Origin of the sequence: Streptosporangium oxazolinicum, from assembly GCF_039537505.1 — a bacterium.
Lineage (GTDB): Bacteria > Actinomycetota > Actinomycetes > Streptosporangiales > Streptosporangiaceae > Streptosporangium > Streptosporangium oxazolinicum.
The window spans coordinates 391,541-417,393 of sequence record NZ_BAABAQ010000005.1 but is presented as its reverse complement, the minus strand read 5'-3'; the positions used below and the strand labels follow the sequence as shown (position 1 = coordinate 417,393).

26 protein-coding genes are annotated in these 25,853 nt (G+C 69.8%); 15 read left to right on the top strand and 11 right to left on the bottom strand.

The features are described from left to right. Positions 1-133 precede the first annotated feature (133 nt). The 8 genes from ABD817_RS17160 (at position 134) to ABD817_RS17125 (ending at position 6,589) form a co-directional block, all read left to right on the top strand. Positions 134-547, top strand: coding sequence for a hypothetical protein (locus ABD817_RS17160; protein ID WP_344918942.1), 414 nt, complete (start codon positions 134-136; stop codon positions 545-547). A gap of 2 nt (positions 548-549) precedes the next feature. Continuing rightward, the gene (locus ABD817_RS17155) at positions 550-759 is read left to right on the top strand and encodes a hypothetical protein (RefSeq protein WP_344918941.1); all 210 of its coding nucleotides are present in this window, start codon (positions 550-552) and stop codon (positions 757-759) included. 699 nt (positions 760-1,458) lie between these two features. Then, positions 1,459-2,625 carry a glycosyltransferase gene (locus tag ABD817_RS17150; protein ID WP_344918940.1) on the top strand — a complete coding sequence of 389 codons (1,167 nt, stop codon included), beginning with the start codon at positions 1,459-1,461 and terminating at the stop codon, positions 2,623-2,625. Beyond that, positions 2,622-3,941: an aromatic ring-hydroxylating oxygenase subunit alpha gene (locus tag ABD817_RS17145; protein WP_344918939.1), complete on the top strand. Its 1,320-nt coding sequence runs from the start codon at positions 2,622-2,624 to the stop codon at positions 3,939-3,941. Before ABD817_RS17150 ends, ABD817_RS17145 begins: the two co-directional genes overlap by 4 nt. After that, entirely contained in the window at positions 3,938-4,450 is a 513-nt protein-coding gene (locus ABD817_RS17140) for an aromatic-ring-hydroxylating dioxygenase subunit beta (RefSeq protein WP_344918938.1), read from the top strand. The genes ABD817_RS17145 and ABD817_RS17140 overlap by 4 nt, the downstream gene beginning before the upstream one ends. 7 nt (positions 4,451-4,457) lie before the next feature. Continuing rightward, complete coding sequence (locus tag ABD817_RS17135) at positions 4,458-5,666, top strand: MFS transporter (RefSeq protein ID WP_344918937.1); 1,209 nt, start codon at positions 4,458-4,460, stop codon at positions 5,664-5,666. A 3-nt stretch (positions 5,667-5,669) separates the two neighbouring features. Then, positions 5,670-6,056 (top strand): carboxymuconolactone decarboxylase family protein, encoded by a 387-nt coding sequence (locus tag ABD817_RS17130; RefSeq protein WP_344918936.1) that lies wholly within the window; start codon positions 5,670-5,672, stop codon positions 6,054-6,056. Further along, a complete protein-coding gene (locus ABD817_RS17125; protein ID WP_344918935.1) occupies positions 6,053-6,589 on the top strand; it encodes a hypothetical protein in 537 nt (178 codons plus the stop codon). The genes ABD817_RS17130 and ABD817_RS17125 overlap by 4 nt, the downstream gene beginning before the upstream one ends. Here the strand turns inward: ABD817_RS17125 and ABD817_RS17120 are convergent. Together ABD817_RS17120 and ABD817_RS17115 are read right to left on the bottom strand one after the other, a co-directional pair. Continuing rightward, the gene (locus ABD817_RS17120) at positions 6,532-7,275 is read right to left on the bottom strand and encodes a flavodoxin family protein (protein ID WP_344918934.1); all 744 of its coding nucleotides are present in this window, start codon (positions 7,273-7,275) and stop codon (positions 6,532-6,534) included. The two genes, ABD817_RS17125 and ABD817_RS17120, sit on opposite strands and share 58 nt — an antisense overlap. Before the next feature lie 390 nt (positions 7,276-7,665). Then, positions 7,666-8,448, bottom strand: coding sequence for an MBL fold metallo-hydrolase (locus ABD817_RS17115; protein ID WP_344918933.1), 783 nt, complete (start codon positions 8,446-8,448; stop codon positions 7,666-7,668). An 89-nt stretch (positions 8,449-8,537) separates the two neighbouring features. Here ABD817_RS17115 and ABD817_RS17110 point away from each other — a divergent pair, with 89 nt between their 5' ends. Next, positions 8,538-9,140, top strand: coding sequence for a CGNR zinc finger domain-containing protein (locus ABD817_RS17110; protein ID WP_344918932.1), 603 nt, complete (start codon positions 8,538-8,540; stop codon positions 9,138-9,140). Positions 9,141-9,373: 233 nt separating this feature from the next. Here the strand turns inward: ABD817_RS17110 and ABD817_RS17105 are convergent, their stop codons facing one another. The 3 genes from ABD817_RS17105 to ABD817_RS17095 form a co-directional block, all read right to left on the bottom strand. Further along, the gene (locus ABD817_RS17105) at positions 9,374-10,861 is read right to left on the bottom strand and encodes a sulfatase family protein (RefSeq protein WP_344918930.1); all 1,488 of its coding nucleotides are present in this window, start codon (positions 10,859-10,861) and stop codon (positions 9,374-9,376) included. A gap of 474 nt (positions 10,862-11,335) precedes the next feature. Then, entirely contained in the window at positions 11,336-13,210 is a 1,875-nt protein-coding gene (locus ABD817_RS17100) for a glucuronyl esterase domain-containing protein (RefSeq protein ID WP_344918929.1), read from the bottom strand. A gap of 287 nt (positions 13,211-13,497) precedes the next feature. Next, entirely contained in the window at positions 13,498-13,923 is a 426-nt protein-coding gene (locus ABD817_RS17095) for a VOC family protein (RefSeq protein WP_425583380.1), read from the bottom strand. A 348-nt stretch (positions 13,924-14,271) separates the two neighbouring features. Between ABD817_RS17095 and ABD817_RS17090 the strand changes: the two genes are divergently transcribed. From ABD817_RS17090 to ABD817_RS17080, 3 genes are all read left to right on the top strand, one after another. After that, a complete protein-coding gene (locus ABD817_RS17090) occupies positions 14,272-15,228 on the top strand; it encodes a cyclase family protein (RefSeq protein ID WP_344918927.1) in 957 nt (318 codons plus the stop codon). Positions 15,229-15,514: 286 nt separating this feature from the next. Further along, a complete protein-coding gene (locus ABD817_RS17085) occupies positions 15,515-16,582 on the top strand; it encodes a hypothetical protein (protein ID WP_344918926.1) in 1,068 nt (355 codons plus the stop codon). Positions 16,583-17,157: 575 nt separating this feature from the next. Beyond that, entirely contained in the window at positions 17,158-17,703 is a 546-nt protein-coding gene (locus ABD817_RS17080; RefSeq protein WP_344918925.1) for a S1 RNA-binding domain-containing protein, read from the top strand. Here the strand turns inward: ABD817_RS17080 and ABD817_RS17075 are convergent. Together ABD817_RS17075 and ABD817_RS17070 are read right to left on the bottom strand one after the other, a co-directional pair. Further along, on the bottom strand, positions 17,700-18,041 hold the full coding sequence (locus ABD817_RS17075) for a hypothetical protein (RefSeq protein WP_344918924.1): 342 nt from the start codon (positions 18,039-18,041) through the stop codon (positions 17,700-17,702). The two genes, ABD817_RS17080 and ABD817_RS17075, sit on opposite strands and share 4 nt — an antisense overlap. A gap of 90 nt (positions 18,042-18,131) precedes the next feature. Next, positions 18,132-18,761 carry an NUDIX domain-containing protein gene (locus tag ABD817_RS17070; protein ID WP_344918923.1) on the bottom strand — a complete coding sequence of 210 codons (630 nt, stop codon included), beginning with the start codon at positions 18,759-18,761 and terminating at the stop codon, positions 18,132-18,134. 141 nt (positions 18,762-18,902) lie between these two features. On the opposite strand from ABD817_RS17070, the gene ABD817_RS17065 reads away from it, so the two are divergent. The 3 genes from ABD817_RS17065 (at position 18,903) to ABD817_RS17055 (ending at position 22,102) form a co-directional block, all read left to right on the top strand. Then, positions 18,903-19,880 (top strand): TetR family transcriptional regulator, encoded by a 978-nt coding sequence (locus ABD817_RS17065; RefSeq protein ID WP_344918922.1) that lies wholly within the window; start codon positions 18,903-18,905, stop codon positions 19,878-19,880. Next, positions 19,867-21,141, top strand: a complete 1,275-nt coding sequence (locus ABD817_RS17060; RefSeq protein WP_344918921.1) for a cytochrome P450 — start codon at positions 19,867-19,869, stop codon at positions 21,139-21,141. Before ABD817_RS17065 ends, ABD817_RS17060 begins: the two co-directional genes overlap by 14 nt. Positions 21,142-21,334: 193 nt before the next feature. Next, a complete protein-coding gene (locus tag ABD817_RS17055; RefSeq protein WP_344918920.1) occupies positions 21,335-22,102 on the top strand; it encodes a S1 family peptidase in 768 nt (255 codons plus the stop codon). 22 nt (positions 22,103-22,124) lie between these two features. Here ABD817_RS17055 and ABD817_RS17050 read toward each other — a convergent pair whose 3' ends face one another. The 4 genes from ABD817_RS17050 to ABD817_RS17035 all read right to left on the bottom strand — a co-directional run bounded on the left by ABD817_RS17050 (position 22,125) and on the right by ABD817_RS17035 (position 25,569). Continuing rightward, on the bottom strand, positions 22,125-23,441 hold the full coding sequence (locus ABD817_RS17050) for a hypothetical protein (protein WP_344918919.1): 1,317 nt from the start codon (positions 23,439-23,441) through the stop codon (positions 22,125-22,127). Positions 23,442-23,450: 9 nt separating this feature from the next. Continuing rightward, positions 23,451-23,837 (bottom strand): cupredoxin domain-containing protein, encoded by a 387-nt coding sequence (locus tag ABD817_RS17045; RefSeq protein ID WP_344918918.1) that lies wholly within the window; start codon positions 23,835-23,837, stop codon positions 23,451-23,453. A 156-nt stretch (positions 23,838-23,993) separates the two neighbouring features. Then, positions 23,994-24,821 (bottom strand): copper resistance CopC family protein, encoded by an 828-nt coding sequence (locus tag ABD817_RS17040; protein ID WP_344918917.1) that lies wholly within the window; start codon positions 24,819-24,821, stop codon positions 23,994-23,996. A gap of 316 nt (positions 24,822-25,137) precedes the next feature. After that, a complete protein-coding gene (locus ABD817_RS17035; RefSeq protein WP_344918916.1) occupies positions 25,138-25,569 on the bottom strand; it encodes a cold-shock protein in 432 nt (143 codons plus the stop codon). Between the last annotated feature and the right edge of the window lie 284 nt (positions 25,570-25,853).

Here is a 25,853-nt window from a genome sequence, read left to right as displayed (position 1 = left end):
CGTATCGCTGTGAGCGATCTTTCCCCTAGCACTCCTATCGCTGTAAGCGATGCCCTTGCTGGTGCTCTCAGAAACGGGTCGGAACCATAAGGTCCCCAAAGAGCGCGCACCTGTGAGAGGAAAGGCGGGTGTTATGAGAGTGACGCAAGACGCAACAGAGGGGCAGAACGAAAACCAGCGCGGCGACGGGGTGATCACTGACGCTACGGCGGAAAGCCAGGAAAGGGCCCTGGCCGTCGTGCACCGACTTCTCACCGAGCATGGCATTCGTGCCCACCGCCACACCACGATCAGCCTCGGACTCTACGGCAACCATGTGAACCTCCCTACCTGGCCCAACCGACCTGACTCCCGGACGTGGGTGAAGCGGCACCCGCCCGAACTCACGGTGATCGGTTCTCTGGGCCGGCGCGACATCACGGTGACCATGGGTCCGCGCTCGGGGTGCTACCTGGTGTCCTTCCGCAATGGCGCCGACCTTCGAACGGTCAGGCAGGAACAGCCGGAAAAGGTGGTTGACCTGATCCTGGCCGCTCGGGGGACGTGAGCGTGCACGGCTGGGTCATCCTGGGCGATGCGGCCACGAAGCGCGTCAACGGCCAAGAGATCATCGTCACCGCTGGTAGGTCGGGTGACCTCGGGGCGGCCATCAAGGCTTGGGAGGACGAGGAACGTCACCGGATGCTGTACGAGCTGGGAAACCTCGGTCGCCTGGTCAACGCGGCGTTGGACCGGCTACGGCAGGCCAGGGACACCTGAAGGCGGCGGCGGGAGTAGGTCACTCTCGCTGTTGGTAACCATGTCATCCGGTGGCACCCTGACCCGAAGCACAGGGCCGCCAAGCCCGCGTATCAAAAGCGGGACGGCAGGGCGTTCACGGTCGGTGCGGCGTTCGGTACGGCGGGCGGCGAGTTCCGGCCGGACGGGACCACCCTCCAGGCCGCGTGTCCGGTCTCGATGGTCGCGCGACGCGGACGGGCGTGCCGCGCCGGACCGTGGCGCGAGGCGCTGACGCCCTGATGACGCGGACAAACCCGCGGCCTCTTCGTCCAGAGACAATCGGAGTGCGCCCGAGGTCGGCACGTCAGTACGAACGCCCGCGAAGACGGTTCGTGAATAACTTCGAAGGACAACTGAAATTCACTGCCGTTGTCAAGAAATTGGATCGTGACTCATTTGGTGGTCGGTCGTTAGATCGTCCGTGAATGCGTTTCTTCAACGACTGGTCCCCGGCGAGTCGTGGGAGCCGTTCCAGCGCGTGACCTCGGCGATCCCCTTCGCCTGCCGGGCGTTCTCGCCTGTCCGGGGGCGTAGTTCCGCCGTTCGTGAGTCGCCGTCTCGACTCGTTTCTGAAGGCATCTGAAGGCAGGGGGGTGTCGCGGTCACGGCCGCTGTGATACATCCAGAATCAGATCTTGAGTCGGCTTGGTCGTCCTCTTTCGATGGATCGGAGATCTGATGCGCGTCGCCCTCCTCACCACGACTCAACATGGTCACCTGAACCCGTACATTCCAGTGGTCAACGCGCTCCAGAACGCCGGCGGTGAGGTCGCGCTGCTGCTGTTGTCCGCGGACGGTGGCGTGCTCGACGAGCGGCGTCGCGAGGCCTTGGGCAAGGCGCAGGTCGACGTGATCGGACAGGTCGAGATGGCGCCGTGGAGCGGCGACCCGGCGAAGATCGGCCCGATGCTCCAGTCGTCGCCGGTGGCGGGCCAGACGGCCGACGCGCTCCGTGAGACGGCGCCGGACTTCGTGCTCGTCGATTCGCTGCCGGTCACGGCGTCGGCCATGGCCGGCGCACAAGCGTCCGGCGTGCCGTACGGGATGATCTGGGCCAACCTGGGGGGAGTGTGCCCGAGGGAGCATCGACGAGGTCGCTGGGCGTACGACGAGCAGGTCGGCGACTATCTGACCAGGCACGGGGTGTTGTGGTCGACCCGGACTCATTCGGCGCGTTCGCCGATTCTCAATCTGATGCCGACGATTCCCGCTCTCGTCGGGGACGACGCGGTCACCGACGACGGTGTGCGACTGGTCGGGTTGCCGGGTGCGGCGGGGCCCCGCGGCGACGAGGTCGCCTTCTCGGGCCTGGATCGGATCGACCCCGACCGCCCGGTGGTGTACGTCTCCTTCGGCACGATCTTCTACCGGCGGCCGGACCTGCTGCGCACGGTGATCACCGGGGCGGCGGCGACCGGTGCACAGGTGATCGCCTCGGTGGGAGATCTCGCCGAGGAGCTCGCGCTGCCCGACGAGGTGCTCACCGCCCCGTATGTGCCGCAGCGTGAGGTGCTCGAACGCGCCGACGTGTTCGTCACCCACGGCGGATACAACTCCGTGGCGGAGTCGATCCGGGCGGCGATACCGATGCTGGTGATCCCCCTGGCCGTGGACCAGCCCATCCAGGCCCACTTCGTGGGGAGCGCGGGCTTCGGGACGGCGCTGGAGCCGGCCGGCGTCACCGAGCGGGCGGTCACCGACGCCGTCACCGATCTGCTCGATCCCGCCCGGGACTACCGGGCCCGGCTGCGCGCCGCGCGGCCGGAGTGCGGCGATTCCGCCGTGCGCACGGCCGAGCTGGTCACCGGCACGGTCGAGACGCTACAGCGAAAGGGTGAGCGGTGACGATCGAACTGCAGCGGCCGGTGGGCGACCCGATCGTGATTGATGATCTTGAGCGCCTCTCCTTCCGGGTGGATCGCCGCGCCTACACCGACGACGACCTGGCCGCACAGGAGATGACCAGGATCTTCGATCGCTGCTGGTTGTACGTCGGGCACGAATCGGAGGTGCCCGAGCCGGGCTCCTACGTGGCACGCGACGTCGGCGGGCGCCCGGTGGTCATGGCGCGCGGGTCCGACGGGGTGATCCGGGTGTTCGCGAACAGCTGTACTCACCGCGGGGCTCTGATCTGCTCGCAGCCGGCCGGGCAGGCCAGATCGTTCCGGTGCCCGTATCACGACTGGACGTTCTCCAACCAGGGCGACCTGGTCGGGGTCCCGATCCCGGACGGGTACGGGCCGGGCTTCCGAAAGGCGGACTTCGGCCTGGCGCGGCACCGTAGTGACAGTTACCGCGGTTTCGTGTTCGCCACCTTCGACCCGGAGCAGCCGCGCACCCTGACCGAGTACCTGGCGGGCGCGACGGAGTACCTCGATCTGATCGACGACCAGTCCGAGGTCGGGATGGAGGTGATCCAGGGCGCGCAACTCCACGGGGCTCGGGCCAACTGGAAGCTCATGATGGAGAACAGCGTCGACATCTACCACTTCCGGGCCCTGCACAAGCGTTACGTCGGCTACATGGAGTCGCTGGGGTCGGTGCCGCCACGACGACGGGGCGGCTTCGGTTGCGCCCTCGGGCTGGGGCATGGAGCCAACGAGCTGCCACCGGCGGCGGCCCGCCCGCTCGCCTACTGGACGCCGATGTTCGGCGCCGAGGTCCGGCCGAGGATCGAGGCGACGGCCGCACGATTCGTCGACCGGTTCGGCGCCGAACGCGCCGAACGGATCACCGGCACCAATCGTGCGGTGCTGATCTTCCCCAACTTGATGATCATCGACGCGATCGCGATCACGATCCGCAAGATCGACCCGGTCGGCGCCGGCCAGATGGCCATCACCTCGGTCGCCCTCGCCCCCAAGGACGAGGATCCGGACATCCGGGAACTCCGCAAGAGCCACTACCTGACGTTCCTCGGCCCCGCCGGTTTCGCCACCCCTGACGACATCGAGATCGTCGAGTCGTGCCAGCGGGGTTACCTCAACCGCACGGTCCGCTACTCGGATCTGTCACGCGGTATGAACAAGGAGGTCCCGGAGACGACCGACGAGCTTCCCGCCCGCGAGTTCTGGCGGCAGTGGGACCGGCTGATGCACGGCGACGACGGTCACCTCGAGGTCGCTCACCGAACCGAGACGCGAGGGGCGGAAGCACGATGACCACCGAGCTGACGATCGACGACGCGGCCCAGGTGCGGTTGTGGCACCGGGTGGGCCAGTTCCTCTTCCGTGAGGCGCGGCTGCTCGACGAGTGGCGCCTGCTGGAGTGGTACGAGGAGATGCTGACCGACGACATCCGCTACTCGGTGCCGGCCACCGACGTCCGCGGCGGGACCGCCGACGCGCTCGGGCTCATCGACGACGACGCCGCCCGGCTACGCCAGCGGATCGAACAACTCCTCAACGGTGAGGTGTGGTGCGAGAACCCTCGGTCGCGGACGAACCGGATGATCAGCAATGTGGAGATCCTGACCGATCGGGGCACGCACCTCGACGTGGCGGCGAACGTCGTCGTGTACCGCTTCGGGCACGGGCGCTCCGACGCCTACGTCGGAAAGTACCGGTTCGAGCTCGTCGTCGAAGGCGAGTCGTTCCGGGTCCGAAGACGGGTCGTGGTGCTCGACCACGAGACGTTGTACGAGCACGGAAAGCTCAGCATCATCCTGTGATCGGACAGTGACGACGGCCGGCCCTGGCAGCGTCCCACCCGTTGCCGCCGCCCAGCCGAGTCTCCCCCGCGAGGTCTACGTCCTCAGTGTCGTCGGTGGCTGCGTCATGCTGGGCCTGGGACTGGTGCTCCCGGTGCTTCCGGTGTACGCGGCGGCGTTCGGGGCCGGGCCCACCCAGGTCGGAGCGCTCGTCGCCCTGTTCGCGTTGATGCGGCTGGCCGCCAGTCCGTTCTGCGGCCGGCTCGGGGTTCGTTTCGGGGAACGGCGGGTGCTGGTCGCCGGTCTGCTGCTGTGCGCGGTCTCCTCGGCCCTGGCGGCGTTCGCCGGGTCCTACGAGCAGCTGCTCGTGTTCCGCGGCATCGGCGGCGTCGGCTCGGTGCTGTTCTCGGTGTCCGCACTGGCGACACTCCTGGCGATCGCGCCGGCCGACCAGCGGGGCCGGGCCGGGGCCGTGTTCGAAGCGGGCTTCCTGCTCGGCGGAATCTGCGGACCGGCACTGGGCGGGCTCCTCGCTCTCGTCGCCCTGTCCGCGCCGTTCGTGGTGTACGCCGTACTGCTGCTGGCCGCCGCGCTACTGACCCTGGCGGTGCTCCGCACCGGCCGGACCACCGGCGCGGAGCCCGGCCGTGACGTGGTCCGGCTACCGGTCCTGCTGCGGGACCGACGCTACGTGGTGGCCTGCCTCGCGGTGCTGGCGCAGGGATGGGTCCTGTTCGGGCTGCGCGGGGCGCTGGTCCCCACGGTGGTCGTGGCGTGGCGACACGACGTGACGTGGGTCGGGTGGGCGTTCACGATATCCGCCGTCGTCCAGGCGCTGCTGATCATGCCGGCCGGCCGGGTCGTCGACCGGGCCGGCCGCCGGCCCGCCATGATCGCCGGCACCGGTGTGGCCGCGGCGGCGATCACGGCCCTGATGTTCGTGGACGGCTACGCCTGGCTCGTCGTCCTGCTCAGTGTGTACGCGGCGGGATCGGCGCTGCTCAGCGCCGCACCGGCCGCGTTGATCGGTGACGTCGTCGCCGGCCGGGCCGGCAGTGGCGTCGCCTTCTTCTCGATGTGCATCGATGTCGGCGCCGTGGTCGGACCGGTCGTCGTCGGGCTCGTCGCCGAGCGGGTGAGTGTTCCGGCCGCCTTCGGCAGCGGCGCCGCGCTGCTGGTCGTCGCCTTCGTGGCGTCGTGGACGTTGACAACTGTTCGGCCAACACGAAGGAGTTGATCGATGAATCAGCCGTCCGACCGACATGAGCGGGGTGAGGCCATGTTCCAGCAGGTCTTCGGCCGCGAACCGCGCCCGGGTTCCTACCCGGACTTCCTGCGGATCACCGTCGACCACCTGTTCGGGGAGATCTGGACCCGCCCGCACCTGAGCGTCGAGGAGCGCGAACTGGTCGCGCTGACCGCGGTCACGCTGGCGCGGACCGACTGGGAGCTGCGCGGTCACATCGGTGCCGCCCTGCACCTCGGGATGTCGCGGGAGAAGATCGTCGAAGTCATCATCCAGCTCGCCTACTACGGTGGCTGGCCGGTCGCCAACAACGGGCTGCGCGTCGCCCAGGAGGTCTTCGCCGAGCTGGACGGCACCACCGGGAAGGACGCGGAACCATGATCGGTGAACCGTCTCCCCTCGACCCGGCCGAGAAGGTCGACCTGTGGCGCCAGCGGTTCTTCGAGGCCCAGGCGGCCGCGGAGGAGTTCATCCTGGGAGAGCACGGCGAAGAGGGTCTGGCCGCGTGGATCCAGGCGAACTCCCGCATCACCGCGGAGCTGCTGCGAGCGCAACGGCCCGCCGGGGTGTCCACCACCGATCACTTCATGACCCGGCTGCAGCGTCAGCTGTTGCTGTACGACTCGGCGGTGACCAGTGAGCTCCAGCCCTCGGGCACCGTCCTGCGCAACGCCGACTGCGGGATCCTGCGGTACCGCAAACGGGCCGCCCGCGCCGGTGTCGTGCTGACGTTCTCGTCACCGTGCCCGTACTGCCAGGAACTCAACACCGCCATCGCCGCCCGCTACGTGGAACCGGACGTCACGGTGTCGTGCGAACAGGTGGGCGACGGGTGCACCTGGCGCGCGGAATCCCCTCACGCTCCGGGAGAGGACGCGGCCGGGTCACCGCACCGCGGACGGGCCGGTGACTGAACCAGCGGCAGTGCGGTGCGGTCGCTGGCCGGTGACTGGACCAACGGCGGTGCCGTACGGTCATTGGCCGGTGACTGAAGCAACGGCGGCGCCGCGCGGTCGTCGCGGTCGTTGGCCGGTGACCGGCTGGCGTCGAGCGTCATGCCGAGTTGCCGGCCCACGGCCACACACAGATCGAGCGCCGCGGTGCGGGTCAGGTCCTGGTGATCGTTCTGGGTGAAGCACGCCGACGCCACGTTCTTGTTCCGTAGACGCAGGTACCACGGGAACAACGATCCCAGTGCGGGCTCGGTCAGCATCGTGCGCGAATGCACGATCGTCCCCACCAGCAGGTTGCCGAACGGGCGCTGCCTGGCGTTCATGAAGCTCTTCAGGCGTTCCTGGAAGATCTTCAGCACCGCGGGCACGTTCCCCGCGTACACCGGCATGGCGAGCAGCATCGCCTGCGCGCCTTCGGCCAGATCGACGACATGCTCGAAGTCGTCGTCAAGCGTGCACCGGCCCACCTCGGGATCGAGGCAGGTGTCCTCGCCTTCGCACATCGCGATGCGATGGTCGATCAACCGGATCCGCTGGATCTCCGCGTCGTCGACCTCCCGGACGACGCCGTCGATCGCCGCCTCGAGCAGCGCGTCGGTCAGCGACGGGAGACGCTTCTGGGTGCAGGACAACGCAACGATCTTCATCCGAGGGGTCTCCCCTGTCCGCTCAGCGCCACCCAGGACCGGCCATCCGACGAAGCCCTCGTGGCCGCACATCGAAGCAGCCTTGACCTACCCACAATGCGGCACCACCGAAACGGGGCCAAGGTAGGACAGGGCGATGATCCAGGCCCCGGCCGCGCAGCCGGAGGAGAAGAGCGCCGATGGCGATCGGCGTGACACCCACCAGGCCCGCTCCGAGAATGATCCACCAGGTCATCGTCCACGCGTTCGCGGTCACAGGGGTCACCTCGGTGTTCAGCGGGGCACCCTCCCCCTCCGGCCCCCGGCGCAGCACTTCCTCGCCCATCCGGATGGCCACGTGGTCGAGTGCCGCGTACACCGACGATCTGGGCCAGGTCGACGATCCCCCGGTCAGTCCAGGTCCAGGCGGTCGGCCAGTCCAGCGGCGGTGAAAGCGGCCACCAGTTCGTCGCGGCCCTCGGTGAAGTGGGCCCAGCTGTCGTAGTGGACGGGAACCACCTGGCGGGCGTCGAGGATTCTGGCGGCCTCGGCGGCCTGGACGCTGTCGAGGACGATCGGCGCGCCGTCGAAGAGGGCGGGGAAGCGGGGAGCCCCGGCGAAGAGGATGGCGGTGTCCACCGGGCCGAAGCGCCCGGCGATCTCCTTCACCGCGTCGAGCGAGGCGTTGTCGCCGCTGACGTAGACCGTGGGCAGGCCCTCCCCGGTCAGGGCGAATCCGACGACCTGGCCGGTGATCGGTTCGACCTCCTCGCGTGCGCCGGGTCCGTGGAGGGCGGGCACGCCCGTCACGGTGACCGTGCCGCCGCCGGGGCGGTCCAGCTCGACCGTCTCCCAGTCGGCCAGCCCCCTGGCCCCGTCTCCCAGGCGCTGCCCGCCCTCGGGCGTGGTGAGGGTGAGCGGGACGCCGGCGAGCAGGGCCCGGCCGGAGTCGTCGAGGTTGTCGGGGTGTTCGTCGTGGGAGAGCAGGACCACGTCAACGCGGCCGAGGTCGGCGGGGCCGCCGGAGGAGGGCGCGGTCTTGGTCAGGACCCTGCGGCCGTCCCGCCAGTAGTCGCCGGGCTCGTCGAAGGTCGGGTCGGTGAGAAACCTCAGCCCGCCGTATTCGAAGAGGGCGGTCGGGCCGCCGAAGACACGGACGGGAACCTGCCTATGGGGTGCACCGGTAGCGGTCACGGAAAACTCCTCACGGATGAAGGCTTGTCTATCCGTGAAGTGACGGTAGTTGTTTCTCACGGATGAATGCAAGTCGTACCATGAGACCTATGAGCGAGCCCCCGATCGCCGAGTTCGCGCCGCCGCCCGCGCCGGGAGCGGAGCACCACCTCGCCCTCGACTTCGTCAACAGCGCCATCGCGCTGCCCGGCGGGCAGTTCGTCGACCTCCTCGGCACCCCCGAGGCGGCGAACCGGTGGCTCGCGGACCACGGCCTCGCCCCGGCCGACGCGGGCCTGCGGGAGATGTGCACGGCGCAGTTGCGCTCGCTGCGCGAGCACCTCAGGGCGTTGTTCGCCGCCCGCGTCGACGGGCTTCCCGCCTTGCCCGCCGCCCTGTCCGCCGTCAATGACGCGCTGACCAGGGCCCCCACGGCCGCCCTGTTGCACTGGGACGAGCGGAGCGGCCCCTACCGCGCGGCCCCGCACCCCGTCAACGAGATCCTCGACCACGCCCTCGCGACCCTCGCGGCCAACGCGGCCGACCTCCTCACCGGCCCCGACGCCGAGCGCCTCACCGCCTGCGGTTCCACCCCCTGCAACCGCTACCTGCTGCGCCACGGCCGCCGCCACTGGTGCTCCACTCGCTGCGGCGACCGCGCTCGCGCCGCCCGCGCCTACGCCCGGCGCGGCCGGACTCCACATCACGGATGACCTGGCCGGACTCAGGCGCGTCTACCTGGTGACACGCGCCTGGGCGACACCTCCGCGCCGGTCGTCGCTCCTCGGTATCGCGGGCGTCAAGGCGGGTCAGCGCCCCCGCTTCCCGGACGCCCGTGCCGTTCTTCGAGCTCAGGGAGCGTTCCTCCTCGACGCGATGACCGGCGCCGTTCCTCGGCCGCTCCGCGTGGCCTCGCCACGCGGAGCGGCCGAAGGCGTGGTCAGGCTCAGGGCTGCGGTCCGGCCACCGGTGTCCACTGGCGGCACACGTCACCGGCACACGTGCGCAGGGTCGCGAGCCGGTTGGCCAGCGCCTGCCGCGTGGTGGCGTAGCGCGGGTCGTTGTGCACGCTCACGAGCTCGTACGGATCCTGCTGCAGGTCGTACAGCTCTCGTTCGCCGGTCGAGTGCTCGACGTACTTCCAGCGTGGAGCGCGCAGGCCCGCGTACCACCGGCCGCTCTGCTTGGGACCGGTCTCGATCACGATGCCACGGGCGGGCGACGCGGTGTCGACGGCGATCGGCAGCAGTGAGCGGCCGTCGACGGTCACCCCGGCGGTCGCGTCCGCGGCGTCGAGGATCGTCGGCGCGAGGTCGATGTTGGCCGCGATCGTGCTGACGTGTTTGCCCGCTGGCAGGCCGGGCCCCCTGATGATCAGCGGTACCCGGATCGACTCCTCGTAGGGCACCGTCTTGCCGCTCTGGATCCGGTGCTCGCCCTGCATCCAGCCGTTGTCGGAGGTGAACACGATGAGCGTGTTGGCCAGTTCGCCGGAGGCCTGCAGCGCCGCCACGATGTCGGCGACCGCGTCGTCCACGGCGAGGAGTGACTCCAGGCGCCCCTTGAGCCGTACGTCCTCGATCTTGTTCTCGTTCGCGGGGGTGATCCGGGGCCGGTCGCGGATGGCCGCCGGCTTGTCGGAGACGTCCGCCTCGTCGTAGCTGGGGGGCTTGGGCAGCGTCACGTTCTCCAGGGTGCCGCGGTGCCGGGGCGCGGGACGGGGATTGCGCTGGGACAGGTCCGACCCGTTGGCGGCTCCCTCGCCGTGTGGCGCCAGCGGTGCGAAGGACAGGAAGAACGGCTCGGCGGCCGGTGCCTTGCGCCCGATGTAGTCGACGGCTTTGCGGGCGTAGACGTCGGTCTGGTAGAGCGCGGGATCCTCCACGTTGGCCGTGCCGTAGGTGCGCAGGACGCCGTTCTCGTTGAGCGTGTAGCCCCACATGCGGTAGGTGCTGGGGTCCGTCGAGCCGTACCACTCGGCCCAGCCGGGCGGGATCTCCGTGGGACGCGCGGTGCCGTAGCCGTTGAGGAACTTGCCGATGTGCGCGGTGGCGTAGCCCGCCCGGCGCAGCCAGACCGGCAGGGTCTCCGCGGCGGGCAGCTTCTCGTACCCGCCGTCCGGCGGCTGGTTGCCCAGCACGCCGTGGTTGTGCGCGTACTGCCCGGTCAGGAAGGTGCTGCGCGACGGGCAGCACAGCGAGTAGGACACCACGCTGTTGTCGAAGGTGGTGCCCGGCGTGGCGAGCAGCGACCGCACGTTGGGCAGGTGCCGCAGGGCGGACACGTTCATGTCGTCGACCATGATGACGACCACGTTGGGCTTGGCCGCCAGCGCGCCGGCCGGCGCGCCGGTACTGGTCACCGTCAGCGCGGCGACAGCGGCCAGAGCGAGCAGGGTCGCGCCGAGTTTACGTCGATACGGGCGTGCGAACATACGACTCCTTCGGGTCCTTCGGGACAGGACGGCGGGCATCACGAGCCCGTGGAGCGGGGAGCGATCAGTACGGCTTGAAGGGGAGAAAAGGGGAGAACGGTCTCGGGCGCCGGAGCGCCGGCGTGCTCAGCCGGTGAGACAGCGGGTGGCACCGACTCGCATCAGATCAACGTGCAACCGCCTCGCCAGGACGATCTCAGTCGGCATGCTAAGAGCTTCGCATCCACCACCAGAACGCGCAATAGCCACTAAACAGGTAGATTTATCAGCTTTCTTTCTCGACGGACCGACCATCCGAGGGGGAACCGGATCGTGGTGGGATCACTCAGCCCCCGGGAGTCATCCCTCCTCCTCGGCGAACACGACCTCGCGGCGCCCGCGAACCGCCGGGAGGACGGGCACGATGAGCACCGTCACGGCCAGGGCCGGAAGCACCACGCCCCGGCCCGCGGCGGGCCGGGGCGTGGCCGGATGTCAGACGCAGGTGTATCCGGACGGAAGCGCGGTGTTGCCGTTCGGACGGCTCACCTGGAAGCCGACGCCGGTGGTGGTGGCGCCGGGGGCGAGGGAGCCGTTGTGGGCGGCGTTCCTGATGGTCACGGTCTGCCCGCTGACGGTGGTGGTGCCGTTCCACGAGCCGGTCAGCGTGTGCCCGGACGGCAGCGTGAAGGTGACCGTCCATCCGGTGATCGCCGAGGTGCCGGTGTTGGTGACGGTGAGCGGCTGGATGACGTACCCGGTGCTCCACTGGGTCTGCACGGTCGGGACGGCCGCGCAGTTTCCGGTGGACGTGCCGGGCTGGGTGGTGACCTGCGCGGTGTTGGAGACCGGCGAGACGTTGCCCGCGGCGTCCCGCGCCCTGACCTGGTAGCGGTAGGTGGTGTTCGGGGTCAGGCCCGTGTCGCCGAACGAGGTCGTGGCCGAGGTGCCGACCTGGGTGAACGTGCCACCGCTCGCGCCGGGCGCGCGCAGGATGTCGTAGCCGGTGACGCCGCTGTCGTCCGTCGAGGCCGTCCAGCTCAGGGTCGCGCCCGTGGACGTGGTTCCCGAGGCCGCCAGACCGGCCGGGGCCGTCGGCGGCGTGGTGTCGCCGGAACTGCCGAGGGCCGGGGTCTGCCAGTCCCTCCACTCGGCCAGGTTGCCGCTCGCCCTGGGGGAGATCCTGATCGCGCCGGGAGCGTTGCCCGTCCGTAGCAGGAACTTCTGGATGTTCTGCTGCAGCGGGGTCCTCCATTCAGGCCTGTTGGCGCAGTGGCCGCCGTCCTGGACGTCGGACCAGTAGGTGATGTTCTCCCCCGCGCCGAGCGCCTTGTAGACCTCCGCTCCGCCCAGGGCCGCCACGCTCGCGGACCGGGGGCCCAGATTGGCGATGTGGGGGTTGTCCATGATGAACAGTCCTCGCGGGGCGACCATGGCCACCATCTGGTGGGTGTCCACCGGCAGCCTGGCCGGGCTGCCCGTGAAGGAGCCGAACGCGTCACCCAGCCACGGCTGTTCCCCGTAGGCGCTGCTCAGGCTCTGGGCGCCCTCCCCGGGAATCCCGCGGAAGATGGGGACACCGGCGCTTCCCGACTCGATCGGCATGGTCAGGGCGATGCGCTGGTCGAACGCGCCGACCACGAAGGCGCCCTTCCCGAACCGGGAACATCCCGTGACGCCGGTCGCGTCCGCCCTGAGAACGCTGCCGTCCGACTGCTCGATGACGTCGATGATCCGGCTCACCCCCCAGGCCCAGGCGAGGAGCAGCCCCGTGCTGCTCGATGAGCCGTAGACACTGTAGAACGCGCCCTGCTTGTTGTTGCGTGGCGTGCCCTCTCGCCCGACCGCGTAGGGGTCGTAGCTGATGACGGCGGCACCGGCCGCCCTGATCGCGGCCGTGTCCGCCCCGAATCCTCCCAGGACGACGACGGCGGGGAACGGTCCCGAACCGCTCGGCAGCGAGACACTCGCGGAGAAGGTGGAGCTCCTGCCGTTGTGGTTCACGTTCACCGTGATGCCGGTTCTGGAGACCGTTCCCGTGACAGTGGCCGGTTTGGCGGGCTTCTCGCCGTAGACGAATTTCTCCGCCAGCCTCTTGATCTCCTCCCGTCGGCACCGCCACTCGGACGTGCTGGAGATACGCGTACCGTCCAGCTTCCTGAAAGGGTCGGGAAGCCTGGAGTTGGTCGGCAGGGATCCCGTGTCGGGCAGGCCGGCCACCGCGCAGTCGGCGCCCTCGTTCTCGACTCCGGCGGCCGCGGCGGCCTCGGGGGGCGCCACCGTCACCGCTCCGGCGATCGAGAGCGTCACCGCCACCGCCAGTGCGACGACCCTCGAACGGATCCTGGAGCGGGCCAGACTGATGATCACTAGGGCTCTCCCTTCCGGGTGGGGTGTTGGCGCTCAGTCTGGAAATCTGCCCGAAACATGTCAACGAGATATCGAAATATTTCGAAAGCTCGATTCCTGCCGCCCTCCTGAGCTGGAAATCCATCGACGCCGATTCCGGAACGCATGGAAACTAGCTGAAAACGAGACGGGGTCCGCCCTGCCCAGACTGCCACCCCGAAACTTTCGGCTCAGCCGTCCATCCGATCGGCCGCCGGCGCCTCCCGGGCGCGGGTGCCCGGGAGGTCACGCGATCCCTTCGGCGGCCCTCAGCCGAGCTGTTCGGCCAGCCCGACCACGATGCCCTCGGGACCGCGGACGTAGCAGAGCCGGTAGCTGTCCTCGTACCGCGCCAGCTCGCCGACGAGTTCGGCGCCGTGGGTGCGCAGGCGGGCGACGACGTCCTCGATGTCGTCGACGGCGAACATGATGCGACGAATGCCCAGCGTGTTCACCGGTGTGTCCTTCGGCTCGGCACCGATCGCCTTCGGCGTGTGGAACATCGCCAGCTCGATCCGGCCGTGGCCGTCCGGGGTCCGCAGCATCGCGACCTCCTGCCGGACGTCGTCGATCCCGATGACACGCTCCACCCAGCGTCCCTCGATCGGCATCCTGCCCTCCAGCTCCATGCCGAGTTCGACGAAGAACGCGACAACGGCGTCAAGGTCGTCGACAACGATGAGGACGTTGTCCATCCGCTGGATCGTCATGCTGGGTCTCCCTGGTACGTGTGCGGCCACGGTGGCCGCGTCCACCCCTGGGACGGAGCCGCCGCGCCGTTCTCGACATTCTCCGCGACATCCGTGCCACGCCCGAAGCGGGTGAGCCGGTAGAGGTGGACACTCAGGCCGCCGCCGGGCAGGTCGTCGGGCGATCCCGCCCGGTCCAGGCGACTCCGTTGGGGATCGACAGGGGCCTCGCCGGGGGTGGGCCGAGGGTGCTCACACCGTCTCTCCGGCCCCGGCGAGGTCATATGAAAGGAGCGAGCGGGATACCCTGCCTGCGGTGCTTCGAATCACGTGACCGGAGGAGTCGATGCTGGGATGACGGCAGGGCGACCGATACCCACACAGGACGACGTGCTCGGATACTTCGACACGCTGTCGAACTGGGGACGGTGGGGCGACGACGACGAGCTCGGCACTCTGAACCACATCACCGACGACGTCCGGCTGGCGGCGGCGCGGGCCGTGCGCCACGGCAGGAGCGTGTCGTGCGCGTGGGAGGTCGCCGTACCGGAGGACATGGAGCGGTCGACGACGACGTGCCCGTGCGCCGCCGACATGCCGGGTGCCGAGAACATGCCGGTGTCCGCATTCCACAACGACCGGCGCTGGGGCTTTTCGTCCGAGCGGCTCGGCATCACGTTCCACGGCAACACCCTCACCCACATCGACTCGCCGTGCCACATCTTCTGGGACGGCACGATGTACAACGGGCGGTCGCACTCGCTGGTCGACGCCGCGACGGGATCGGCGTGGGCGTCCGTCACGGCGGCGGCGAACGGGATCATCACGCGTGGTGTCCTGCTGGACATCGCGAGCGTACGGGACGTGCCGTGGCTGGAACCGGGGCAGGGTGTGTTTCCCGAGGATCTCGAGGAGGCCGAGCGTCGCCAGGGTGTGCGGGTGCGATCCGGCGACGCGGTGCTCCTGCGGACCGGCTACGGCCGCGCCCGGCACGAGACCGGTGCGGTCAGCGGTTTCACGCAGGCCGGATGGCACGCGTCCTGCCTGCCGTGGCTGCGTGAACGGGAGGTCGCGCTGATCGGCGCCGACACCCCCCAGGACGTTCAGCCATCGGGGTACGAGGACGTGTTGATGCCGGTTCACGCCGTGAGTCTCGTCGCCATGGGTCTGTGGATGCTCGACAACTGCGACCTGGAGGCGTGCGCGACGACGGCCGCCGAGCTCGGCCAGTGGGACTTCCACCTCGCGGTCGCGCCGGTCCGCTTCGCCGGTACGTCCGGCAGCCCGGTCAACCCGATCGCCACATTCTGACCGCGGTTCACGAGGAGGCGCGACGCCATGAACCCCCGGCTCGCGCCCTCCTTCTGATCGGAGAGCTCGTCGGCGACCACCCCGGGATCAGCGGATCCGGATGTCGCCGCCCAGGTCTCCCACGTGCCGCGCACGACCGCGATCGAGCTGATCGGCAAGGGCGGGACTTCGCCCCGTCACCCTCGCGCCCGGCGGAGACGGTCGAGCGACAGGTCCGGATCTCACCACCTCCCGCCCCGCCGCACGTAAACGTTTCCCTGGAAAGACGCGTCTCATCCTTATGGGAATGTTGTCGCGCGGCACCGCTGCGGCCGTCGCCTTGTTCGTCGCCGCCGGGCCGGCCGCCGCCCACGCCGTGGCACCGGCCGGTCAGTGGAGCGTCGTCCATGACCAGCGCCGCGACTCCTACGACGCGGTGACGGTGACGCCGGGTGGGGCGGTCTGGGTCGCCGGGACGAGGCGTCCGGATCTCGGATCGAGTCGCACCGAGTCGCTCCTGCTCAAGGGCGGCCGGTCCGCCTTCAAGCGGGTCACCGGGCCGGGCTTCCGGGTGAAGCGGCTGACGTCGGCGTCCGACACCAGGGTCTGGGCGTTCGGCGCCTCGCGGTACGCCCGGTGGGACGGCAAGCGCTGGCAGGTCAAGCGATGGCGCCATGGCCGGGTGGATCAGGCGTACGCCATCGGCGAGAACCTGTGGGTCATCGAGAACTCGAACACGTTCCCCGCGGCTGGTGACGCCGGGTGGAAGGCGCGGTCCACGCTGCGGCGCCTGGCCGGGTCGGTGTGGCGCAAGGTCGACACGCCGATCGTGGTCAAAGGCCTCGACGGCAAGTGGGCGGCGGGCTCGGTACGGGGCATGGCGGCTCTGGCCCGCTGGACCGGCACTGCCTGGCGCACGGTCGCGCTCCCCGCCATTCCGTCCGCGCGCTCGGGCCAGATCTCGGAGTTGACGGATGTCGCGGTCGACGGTGAGACCGGCCGGGTGATGGCCGTCGGCTGGGTCGCCTGGCCGTGCGGCGGTGCGAAGCGCCCCTTCTGCGGCGAGACTTTGCTGCTCTCGGGTTACCTGGGCGGCTTCGACTTCGAGGTCCGCACCGAACCGGGCATCCAGCCTCGTGCCCAGGCGGAGCCCGACGGCAGAGGCGGGGCCTGGATCGTCTACGACGCCAGGGGCGGAGGCAGCGGGTTTCTGCGCATCGGCGCCGACAGCGTCGAGCCGGGCACCTTTCCGGCTCCACCGAACCGGAAAGCGTCTGTCCGTGACCTCGCCATCCAGCCGGAGACCGGTTCCGTCTGGGCGGTCGGCACGGCACCTTCCGGCCGCGGCGGTTTGATCTGGGCCCACGGCCGCTGAGCCGGCCGCGGCGCCCCAGACCACGCCTGGTCGCCGCGGCCGCCGTGCCAGCGCACCGCCGGCTCGCGTGCCGTACTGCCGGTTTCAACGCCTCTGGGCAACGGGAGCTGTCTGGCGTTACCGAACACGGCAGTGAGGCTTGGGGTCGGCCTGGGCACTGTCATTTTGATCGGCATCTATTCAGGTCGCCCGAACGACATTCAAAGTGACAGTGCGATCCGAACACGGTTTGGTGTTCACTCCCGGGTCGTGGTCGGCCATGGTTGCCGAAAAAACGAGGGTGCCGGTGTGTGCCCGTGAGCAAGAGAGCGGCGCCGTCCTCGACGCGGATGATTCCGACGGGGTGATCGGGATGGTCATCGGTAAAAGTGGCGTAGCCCGGGTTGTCGTCAGTGTCATCGACGAGATATGCCTGCCCGTAGGAAACCCGGAGGTCGAACGAGACGGTGCGAGTGGTGGTCATGGTCGGCAAGAGTATGATCATGCACTGACATTTCCGAGAAGTCGGCGGCCGGGTCTCTGCCGAGGTGATCGCCGTTGATCTCCCCGGGCGACGGGTTCGGCTCTCGCGGTCCGTGACCGAGAACCCCCGGCTATGGGCCTATCTGAAGTCACTGCGTCCGCGACAGCGGCTGTCCGGCACCGTGGCGGCCATCGAACGCTTCGGCGTCTTTGTCGATCTGGACGACGGACCCGACCATCCCGTCTTCCCCGGCGTCGGCTTCATCACCATGACCGAGCTGTCCTGGCACCGCTTCGAGGACCCATCCGAGGTCGTTTCCGTGGGAGAGCACGTCACCTGCGAAGTCCTCGTCCTCGACACCCATAACGGCGAAGCCCGCCTATCGCTGCGCGCCACCCAGCCGGACCCGTTCCAGCAGTTCGCGCGCCGCGTTCACGTGGGGCAGATGTTGCACGGCCCGGTCACCAAAGTGGTGCCCTTTGGTGCCTTCGTCCGTGTGGCAGACGGCATCGAAGGCCTGATTCACCTCAGCGATCCCACCGCCCCGCCCCCAGAGGTGTCAGGCGACGCGGTTCAGGTCGGCGACGAGGTCACCGTGATCATCATCGAGATCGACACGCTGCGGCGTCGGCTCGTCCTGTCTCGCCCGATGGCCTAGGAACCACGGGTGTCCGACGCCTCCCGGGCAGTGAGGAATTCATCCAGCAGCGTGAACAGGACCTGGATGACCTTGGCCTCCTCCTCAAGGGTCAGTTCCCACTGCTCCCACCCGTCGGGGAGAGCTATATGGCGTACCTGCCCGGGCCAGCCATGATCGCAGTCCTGGCCCCGCCGAGTGACCAGCCACTCCCGCCAGCCGCTCAGACCAGGACCTCCATGACGCAGCGCGTGCTGGTCATAACCGTCCAGGAAGCCCTCGACCCCAGTGAGCCTCGATCCCACCACGAACATGCCCAACCACTTGGCCACATGGGCGAAGTACTCACGTTCGCTCATCCCCACCGGGCTCGCCGTCACCAATCCGCCTCCTGACACACCGCCAACTCGGTCCTACCGATGAGCGCCCCCCCTGCCTCCGGAGCGACGTCACGTGACGAGCACGGCGGTGAGCATCGAGAGATACGACTCATGGGCGAGACGCAGGCTGTCAAGGTCGGACGTATCGAACCACGCCACAGCGTCGTGCTCGTCCGGCGCGGCGTTGACGGGTGTTCCAGCCCACCTGTCGACCAACCAGATCTGCATGTCGAACGTCGCGGTCCGGACCTCATGCATCGGCGGGCCGGACGGCTCCGATGCCGTGATTCCCAACTCCTCCCGAAGCTCGCGGACAAGGCTCTCCTTCGGATCCTCCCCCTCCTCGACATGACCGCCCGGCAGGTCCCACACATCGGGATACCAACGGCGTCCGGCGCTTCGATGACACAGCAACACCCGATCGCCGTCGCGAAGAACGGCCGTCACAATCCGGACCGGACCGGAGTCGTCAATGGATATCGTCATCGGCACATTCTGACCCATGCGGATCTGCCGCAGACAGGGCGCGTCCTGCCTCCGACACCCGTCACCGTGCGTGAGCGGCGCGCTGGCCGACGACAGACGTATCCCCCGTCGAGGGGTAGCGTCCAAACTCACGAACATCGAGATCGGCGAGATTCCGCTGGTGCCAAAATTCAGCGACATCTGGTGCCGGAACTCACGAACAAAGCCAGCCATGCTTCAACCACCGTCGGTTGCGCGCTTCATGTCCGCTTCCAGTTGCCGTGACGGACTGTCGTCTTCAGGACCCTCAGACACACAGGAGCCTGGAAAAGACTCACTGTTGACATATCAAATGAACGTTCTTTTAATTGGTGTGTGGGGCGTATCGCAGGCGTCACCGCCGCCGAGACACGTGAGCGGTTGCTGGGAGCGGCGGCCGAGGCCTTCGCTCTGCGCGGCTATGACGGCGCGCGCGTGGCCGACATCGCCGCGGCCGCGGGGGTGAGCAACGGCGCCCTGTACGCGCACTTCGGCTCGAAGGCCGAGCTGCTGGTGGCCGCGCTGCGCGCGCACGGGCCGCAGCTGCTGGCCAAGCTGTTCGCCGCCGATCCCGACCGGCCGATCACGGAGCTGCTGACCGTCGTCGGCCGCGGGCTCCCGCGCCGGCGCGACGCCCACGGCTATCTCATCGTCGAGGCACTCGTGGCGGCACGCCGCGACGAGGCCGTCGCCCGGCCGATGCGCGACTACTTCGGCGAACGCGCCGAGTGGCTCGCCGGGCTCGTCCGCGTGGCCCAGGACGGCGGCGAGCTGGACGGCGCGCTGTCGCCGGACGCGCTGTCGCATTTCTGTCTGCTGCTCGCGATGGGCAGCGCGCTCGTCACACCGGACCTGCACGCGGTCGACGAGGAGGAGTGGGCCGCGTTGCTCACCCGTGTCGTCACCGCCCTGGCCCCCGCCGGCAACACGACGGCGCAAACCCCAGCGCCCGCCCACAGCATGGCGGCACAGACCCCGGCCCCTGCCAACGACACGACTGCCAACGACACGATGGCACAGACCCCGGCTCCCGCCGAGAGTACGGCGGAACAGACATCGGCTCCTGCCGATACCGCAGCCACAGAGGGGGGCTTCACGGTGAAAGTAAAGATCAACCCCGAGGGGTGCCAGGGGCACGGTCGCTGCTACGACCTCGCCCCCGGCCTGTTCGGCGAGGACGACGAGGGCTACGGGCATGTCGTCGGCGACGGCGTCGTACCGCCGGGCGAGGAGCAGGCGGCGCGCCGGGCGGCGGCGAACTGTCCGGAAAGAACGATCGAGATCCTCCAGGAGGCACGACATGACGGTCGATGACCGCTTCGGCCAGCAGGAATTCAAGGAGAGGCTGCGAGACCGCCCCGACGGCGTGCGCAACGAGGTGATCACCGGGCCGGTCTCGGACTGGGCGACCGACTTCTCCCACACCGAGCCGGAGTGGGCGGCCGACCCGTACCCGATCCAGGACGACCTGCGGCGGCGCTGCCCGATCGCGCACACGGACCGGTTCGGCGGCGGCTGGCTGCCGACCCGCTACGAGGACGTCGCGGCCATCGCCTACGACACCGAGCGCTTCTCCTCCCGGTCGGTCATCATGAGCAACTTCCGGCCGCCACGCGAGGCGGCGCCGGTGGGCGGCACACCGCCGATCTCCTCCGACCCGCCCTTCCACCACGACGCGCGCAAGCTGCTGCTGCCGATGTTCACCAAGACGGTGGTCGCCAAGCAGGAGCAGGCGACGCGAGCGTTCTGCCACTCGCTCATCGACGCGCTGGAGGGGCAGGACGTCGTCGACGCCGCCCGTGACTACGCCCAGCACATCCCGATGCGCGTCATCGGCGACATGCTGGGCTTCCCGCCCGAGGACGGGCCGCGGTTCCGGGAATTCGTCGAGAACGCGCTGGAGGGCATCAACCTGCCGCCCGAGGAGCGCATTCCCCGGATGGAGAAACTGTTCGACTACCTGCTGGCGCAGATCCGCGACCACATCGACAACCCGCGCGACGACCTCACGACCTACCTCGTCAACGCGGAGCTGTACGGCCGGAAGCTGGAGTCGCTTCACGTGGCGGGCACGATGGCGCTGCTGCTCATCGCCGGTATCGACACGACGTGGAGCGCGATCGGCGCGTCGCTGTGGCACCTGGCCAAGACGCCGGCCGACCGCGAGCGCCTGCTCGCCGAGCCCGCCCTGCTGCCGACCGCGATGGAGGAGTTCCTCCGGGCCTACGCGCCGGTCACGATGGCGCGGCTGGTCAAGGAGGACATGCACTGGAACGGCGTCGACATGAAGGCCGACGACTGGATCCTGCTGTCGTTCCCGGCGGCCAACCGCGACCGGGCCCAGTTCGACCGGGCGGACGAGGTCGTCATCGACCGCGAGGTCAACCGGCACGCCGCGTTCGGCCTGGGCATCCACCGCTGCGTGGGCTCGCACCTGGCCCGCATGGAACTGCAGGTCGCCCTTGAGGTGTGGCTGGAGCGGTTCCCGGACTTCAGCCTCGACGACCCGGCGGCGGTGACGTGGGCGACGGGCCAGGTCCGCGGGCCGCGCACGCTCCCGCTCCGCGTCGGCTGACCTCGGCCCGGAACGTACCCGCGGCGAGCAGGGGCGTCGCCACCCGGGATCATCCGGCCCGCGTGGCGCCCGGCTTTCGCGGCCGGGATCGACGGCGGCTGCATTAAGGTGGCGATGCCCGTGTCGCACGACCAACCGGCGATGTGGAGCGACCTCCCCCCTCACGCTTCGAAAGAGGCCGAGGAGAGATCACATGTCCCGCAGCCACATCGCCACCACGGGGTGCGTCCTAGCGATCACCGCGCTCACCCTGACGACCCTTCCGGCCGTCGCCGCGCACTGGGCGGCAGGCGCCGCACTCGCCCGGACAACCCTTCCCGCCGTCACCCCGCCCCGGACGGCGGGCACCGCGCCCGCCCCGCCCCCTCGCCCCTCCGTCACCGCGACCAGACCACCGAGCGCCCCCGCCGTGGCGAGCCCGCCGCCGGGAGTCATCGAGGCGCTCCAGCGCGACCTCGGTCTCACCAGGGAGCAGGCCGAGGCCCGGATGCTCAACGAGGCCCGGCTGGCGCCGATCGAGGCGCGGTTGCGCGAGGAGCTCGGCGACCGTTTCGGCGGCTCCTGGTTCATCGGAACCATCGCGCAGACCCTCATGATCGCCACCACCAGCGCCACCGACGTTCCGAGGATCGTCTCCGCCGGTGCCAGGGCCAAGGTCGTCCGCGCGTCGCTGGCGACGCTCAAAGCGCTCAAACAGAAACTCGACGAGACCCTGCCCCCCCACCCGGTCGCCGGGGGCGTCCGCTATGTCGACGTGCGGAGCAACAAGGTCGTCATCCTGTCCAGGTACGCCACGGCGACCCGGAACATCGTCAAGTCCACCGGGGTGGACATGAGCATGGTGGTCGTGGTGGCCTCCAAGGAGGACCCGCGTCCCTGGGACCTCCCGGCGCCTGCCGCGCCGGCTCCGAGGCCGACCCCGGCACCGGCCCCCGCCGGGCCGGTGGCGGGAATCCGGTAGCGGGGGTCCGGTAGCGGGGCGGTCAGCCCGCGAAGAGGAGAAACAGGCCCACCACCGTGTAGACCACCATCAGCACGAGGAGGGGGATCTGCCCGAGGACGGCGGTCCGCCGTGGGAACAGGGCCAGCGCGCGGTCGTGGGCGAGCACGGTGCCGATTACGTGACCGACGATGATGACCGTCACCTGGAGCATCGCGATCCCGGCGGGGGAGGTACCGGCCGCCTGGATGGTCCACCCCGCGGTGCCCAGCCAGTTGGCGCCGGTGTCCAGCGGGTCGGAGAGCAGGGCGAGGGTCCGCTGCCCTTCGAGGAGGAGGAGCGTGTAGTAGTGGGCGACCACGTACCCGACGGCGATCGGGACGACCGCGTGGGCGAGCTCGCCCGCCGTCGTCCCCGGCTCCGCCGCACCCCAGCGGCCGGCCAGCGCGGTCGCCCCCCGGTACGCCGCGAGCACCAGGCCGATGACGGTGAGCAGGCCCACCGTCCCGGTGACCGGCGCCGGCACCGAACTCTCCTGCACGAGGCGCACCCAGATCGGGGCGTTGGAGAGACTGTCGTACATGGTGGAGCCGAGGAGCACCACCACCAGCACCGTCAGCCCCGGCACCGGCCGGAGCCCGGCCATGCCGTCGAGCGAGTTGCGCCAGGTCACGACGCCGTCGGGGCGTCTGGCCACCGGGGCGAGCCGGCCGACGAGGGTGCTGTAGACCTCGAACGCGTCCGCGTGGTCGAACCAGCGTGACCCGAAGGTCACCGCTCCCCCGAGCATGAACACGACGTACACGGCGAGCCAGGCCCCGATGACCGGCAGGGTGGCCCGTTCGGGGGCGACCAGTTCCAGCCAGACGAAGGCCAGCAGGCCGCCGGCGGCGGGCCAGTAGCCGATCCCGGACGGCAGCGGGCGCAACCCGGTTTCGGGGTCGCGGCCGAGCCCCTTGCAGGCCAGCAGGTGCAGCGTCCGCAGCGGGTTGAGGACCGGCCACACCGGCCCGAACAGCAGCGAGAGCGGCACCAGGCCAACCCAGAACAGGACGTAGAACACCCCCGCGGTGGGGTTCTCGGCCCGGTCGGGGCCGAAAAGCAGGCCCACGCAGAAGTACGCCGCGGCGACGAGCCCGGCCACACGCCAGAACCACGGCCACGCCCGCGCGGACACCATCTGCTGGACCAGGGAGGCGAGCGGGCGGGGGTGGCGGGCGACGGCGCCCAGCCGAGGTTCGGTCCACAGGGCGCCCAGCGCCACGAACGACACCAGCAGGGCGAGGATCGCGCCGATCAGCGCGGCCTCGAAGGGGATCGGCAGGTCCTGGCGCCCACCGATGCCGTGAGCCAGGAGCATCACGCGGGCCTAGCGCACCACGAGCTGGAAGAGCTGCAGCTTCGAGTCGTGGGTCTCGACCTCGAACAGCCCGTCCTGGTCGGCGACGAACTCGATCGTCGCGGGGGTGCCGGGCTTCAGGTCCGCGGCCTTGTCGTAGCCGTGGACGTGCGCCACGTCGGCCGCGTCACCGGTCACCGTGATCTTCACCGTCTGGCCCTTGGTCACGTCGATCCGTCCGGGCGGGGGCGTCACCTGCCGTCCGGCGATGGTCACCGTGATCTCCTTGACCGTCGAGGCGCCGGGGGCCGCGGTGGGCGAGCCGCAGGCCGTGGCCGTAAGCGTGGCCATCAGCAGGGTCACGCCGAGCATGAGTGCGGCGAGCAGCGGGCGACGGCGGGCAAGGGGGGACTTCATGACTGTTCTCCTGGGGGGTGGGGGTGTCGGGCCGGCGCGAGGGGCGGCGAACCGGCGTGGGGGCGGGGACGGGGAATCGGTGCGGGGGGCGGCATGCTGTCCGCGTAGTGTCTGCACGGTGTCTGCGTCGCGTCGGCGGGACCGGGGTGCGGCGGGTCAGCGTCGCTTCGCGGTCTTGACCGCCCTGGCGCCCCGCGGCTTGCGCGACGCGGCCGCGGACCGGCCCGGAGGCCGTCTCCCCGGCGGCCCGGCGGGGCGTCGCCGCACCTCCGCGCCACGGGGCGACGGCCGCCGTGCCGCCCGGACCACCATGAATCCCGCTCCGACGACGAGGACGGCGGGCAGCAGCCACACCGACAGGTCGAAGCCCGAGGTGGCCTGGGGCGCGTCCGAGGCCGCTGCCTGCGGCGTGGCCTGGGGGGTGACGGGCGCGGACGCTCCGGCCGACGGCGCGGTGGTGCTGGGTTCCACCGTGGTGAGCAGCCCGGGGTCGGGCTCGTTCGTGGGGGCCTTCCAGCCCTTGGGCGCCTTCGTCATCGGGCCCTTGTAGGTGAACTTGACCTCTCCGGTGACCTTCTCACCGTCCGAGGCGACCGAGATGTAGCGGGCGACGTACAGGCCCTGCTCCGGCCAGTAGGCGACCGGGACGGTCGCCGGGAACCCGGTGTGGTAGAGGCTCGGCTGCCAGTTGCCGTCCACGAGGTTGTACTCGGTGACCGGCTCGTCGAGGCGCTCGGGCTCCCCGTGCGACCAGGGCTCGTCGACGCGGGCGCCGCTGGGGGTGGTGACGGTGAAGTACGCGTTCGGGGCGGGTCTCTCGGTGAAGTAGAGCGCGAGCGACTTCATCGGCTTGGTCACCGTGCTGTCCTTGGCCGGTGTCGACATCGCGAGCTGGCCGTGCGCGGACGCGGGCGTCGCGAGGGCGGTCAACGCGACGCCGGCGACGACGACCAGCACGAGCAGCTGGCCCAACCAGCGCGCCATCGCCACCTCTGCTCTCACGGGAAGGCCCACCGAGCCACGGGAACCACGGACGATTCCCACCACCCAAGGTCAATTCCCGTCGAGAGTAGCCGCTTTTGTCCCATATGAACAGAACTTGGAGGCGCATCCAACCGAAGAGTGTCGGGGACTGTGAGCCACGCCGTCCCGCACCCGCGCCGGGACGCGCGACGGCTGCCGGGACCCCGGCGACCAGGGCTGCTTCCCCCTGCTCAACCCGCTCGACGTGGCATGGGCGGGGTGTTCCCCGACGCGCGGGCCGGGTCGCCCCGGCCCGCCGAGGAGGGGTCGGCCGGTCTCAGTCGTCGACCCAGCCGTGGGACCGGGCGAACGCCAAGAGGCGGTGCCTGACCTGCCCGATCTGCGCGCCCGTCAGCGTGGGCGCGTGCTCGATGAGCAGCTCGGTCACCGCCCCGCTGAAGGACTTCGCCGACAACACGTCACACACACCGTCGTCGTCGCCGAGCTCCTGCGAGGAGACGGTGGCCGAGGGGGCCACGGCCGCGACCGGCCGCCGGGCCGGCGGCGGGTCCAGAAGGCTCACGGTCGAGACCTTCAGCCCGCGCTCGCCCTCCATCACCTCGTACTCCACCCGCAGACCGGGCTGGACGACATGCCTGCTCTCACCGAAGTCGTTGGCGTGGAAGAACACATCCTCGCCCCCGCCGACAGCGGCGATGAAACCGTACCCGCGCACCTCGTCGAAACGAAGGATCGTACCGACTGCCACCACAACACCACCTACACAGAGAATCGCACCGCTTCGCGCTCACCTTCCGGACCGTCCGGCCGGTGAGTCCGGCCTGACTGTCACGCCGGACGACCCGATGGTAGACCGGACGACGCGCCGTGTCGCCGCCGTCCCCGCCGATTCCGTACCGCCGCCGTACGACACCGCCGCACGACCCCGCGAACGGTCACGCGCCGGTATCGGCACCCCGGCACCCCGCCCGTTCGCCGGGAGTGCCAGGCTTCGAGTCCGTAGCCGTGCCGACCGATCCGTAGCCGTGCCGA

Excerpts from the sequence above, each read along its gene's own strand:
- ABD817_RS17160 (WP_344918942.1), top strand. The coding sequence starts at position 134 with ATGAGAGTGACGCAAGACGCAACAGAGGGGCAGAACGAAAACCAGCGC.
- ABD817_RS17150 (WP_344918940.1), top strand. The coding sequence starts at position 1,459 with ATGCGCGTCGCCCTCCTCACCACGACTCAACATGGTCACCTGAACCCG.
- ABD817_RS17140 (WP_344918938.1), top strand. The coding sequence starts at position 3,938 with ATGACCACCGAGCTGACGATCGACGACGCGGCCCAGGTGCGGTTGTGG.
- ABD817_RS17130 (WP_344918936.1), top strand. The coding sequence starts at position 5,670 with ATGAATCAGCCGTCCGACCGACATGAGCGGGGTGAGGCCATGTTCCAG.
- ABD817_RS17125 (WP_344918935.1), top strand. The coding sequence starts at position 6,053 with ATGATCGGTGAACCGTCTCCCCTCGACCCGGCCGAGAAGGTCGACCTG.
- ABD817_RS17120 (WP_344918934.1), bottom strand. The coding sequence starts at position 7,275 with ATGAAGATCGTTGCGTTGTCCTGCACCCAGAAGCGTCTCCCGTCGCTG.
- ABD817_RS17110 (WP_344918932.1), top strand. The coding sequence starts at position 8,538 with ATGAGCGAGCCCCCGATCGCCGAGTTCGCGCCGCCGCCCGCGCCGGGA.
- ABD817_RS17105 (WP_344918930.1), bottom strand. The coding sequence starts at position 10,861 with ATGTTCGCACGCCCGTATCGACGTAAACTCGGCGCGACCCTGCTCGCT.
- ABD817_RS17095 (WP_425583380.1), bottom strand. The coding sequence starts at position 13,923 with ATGGACAACGTCCTCATCGTTGTCGACGACCTTGACGCCGTTGTCGCG.
- ABD817_RS17090 (WP_344918927.1), top strand. The coding sequence starts at position 14,272 with ATGACGGCAGGGCGACCGATACCCACACAGGACGACGTGCTCGGATAC.
- ABD817_RS17085 (WP_344918926.1), top strand. The coding sequence starts at position 15,515 with ATGTTGTCGCGCGGCACCGCTGCGGCCGTCGCCTTGTTCGTCGCCGCC.
- ABD817_RS17075 (WP_344918924.1), bottom strand. The coding sequence starts at position 18,041 with ATGAGCGAACGTGAGTACTTCGCCCATGTGGCCAAGTGGTTGGGCATG.
- ABD817_RS17070 (WP_344918923.1), bottom strand. The coding sequence starts at position 18,761 with ATGGCTGGCTTTGTTCGTGAGTTCCGGCACCAGATGTCGCTGAATTTT.
- ABD817_RS17060 (WP_344918921.1), top strand. The coding sequence starts at position 19,867 with ATGACGGTCGATGACCGCTTCGGCCAGCAGGAATTCAAGGAGAGGCTG.
- ABD817_RS17055 (WP_344918920.1), top strand. The coding sequence starts at position 21,335 with ATGTCCCGCAGCCACATCGCCACCACGGGGTGCGTCCTAGCGATCACC.
- ABD817_RS17050 (WP_344918919.1), bottom strand. The coding sequence starts at position 23,441 with ATGCTCCTGGCTCACGGCATCGGTGGGCGCCAGGACCTGCCGATCCCC.
- ABD817_RS17045 (WP_344918918.1), bottom strand. The coding sequence starts at position 23,837 with ATGAAGTCCCCCCTTGCCCGCCGTCGCCCGCTGCTCGCCGCACTCATG.
- ABD817_RS17040 (WP_344918917.1), bottom strand. The coding sequence starts at position 24,821 with ATGGCGCGCTGGTTGGGCCAGCTGCTCGTGCTGGTCGTCGTCGCCGGC.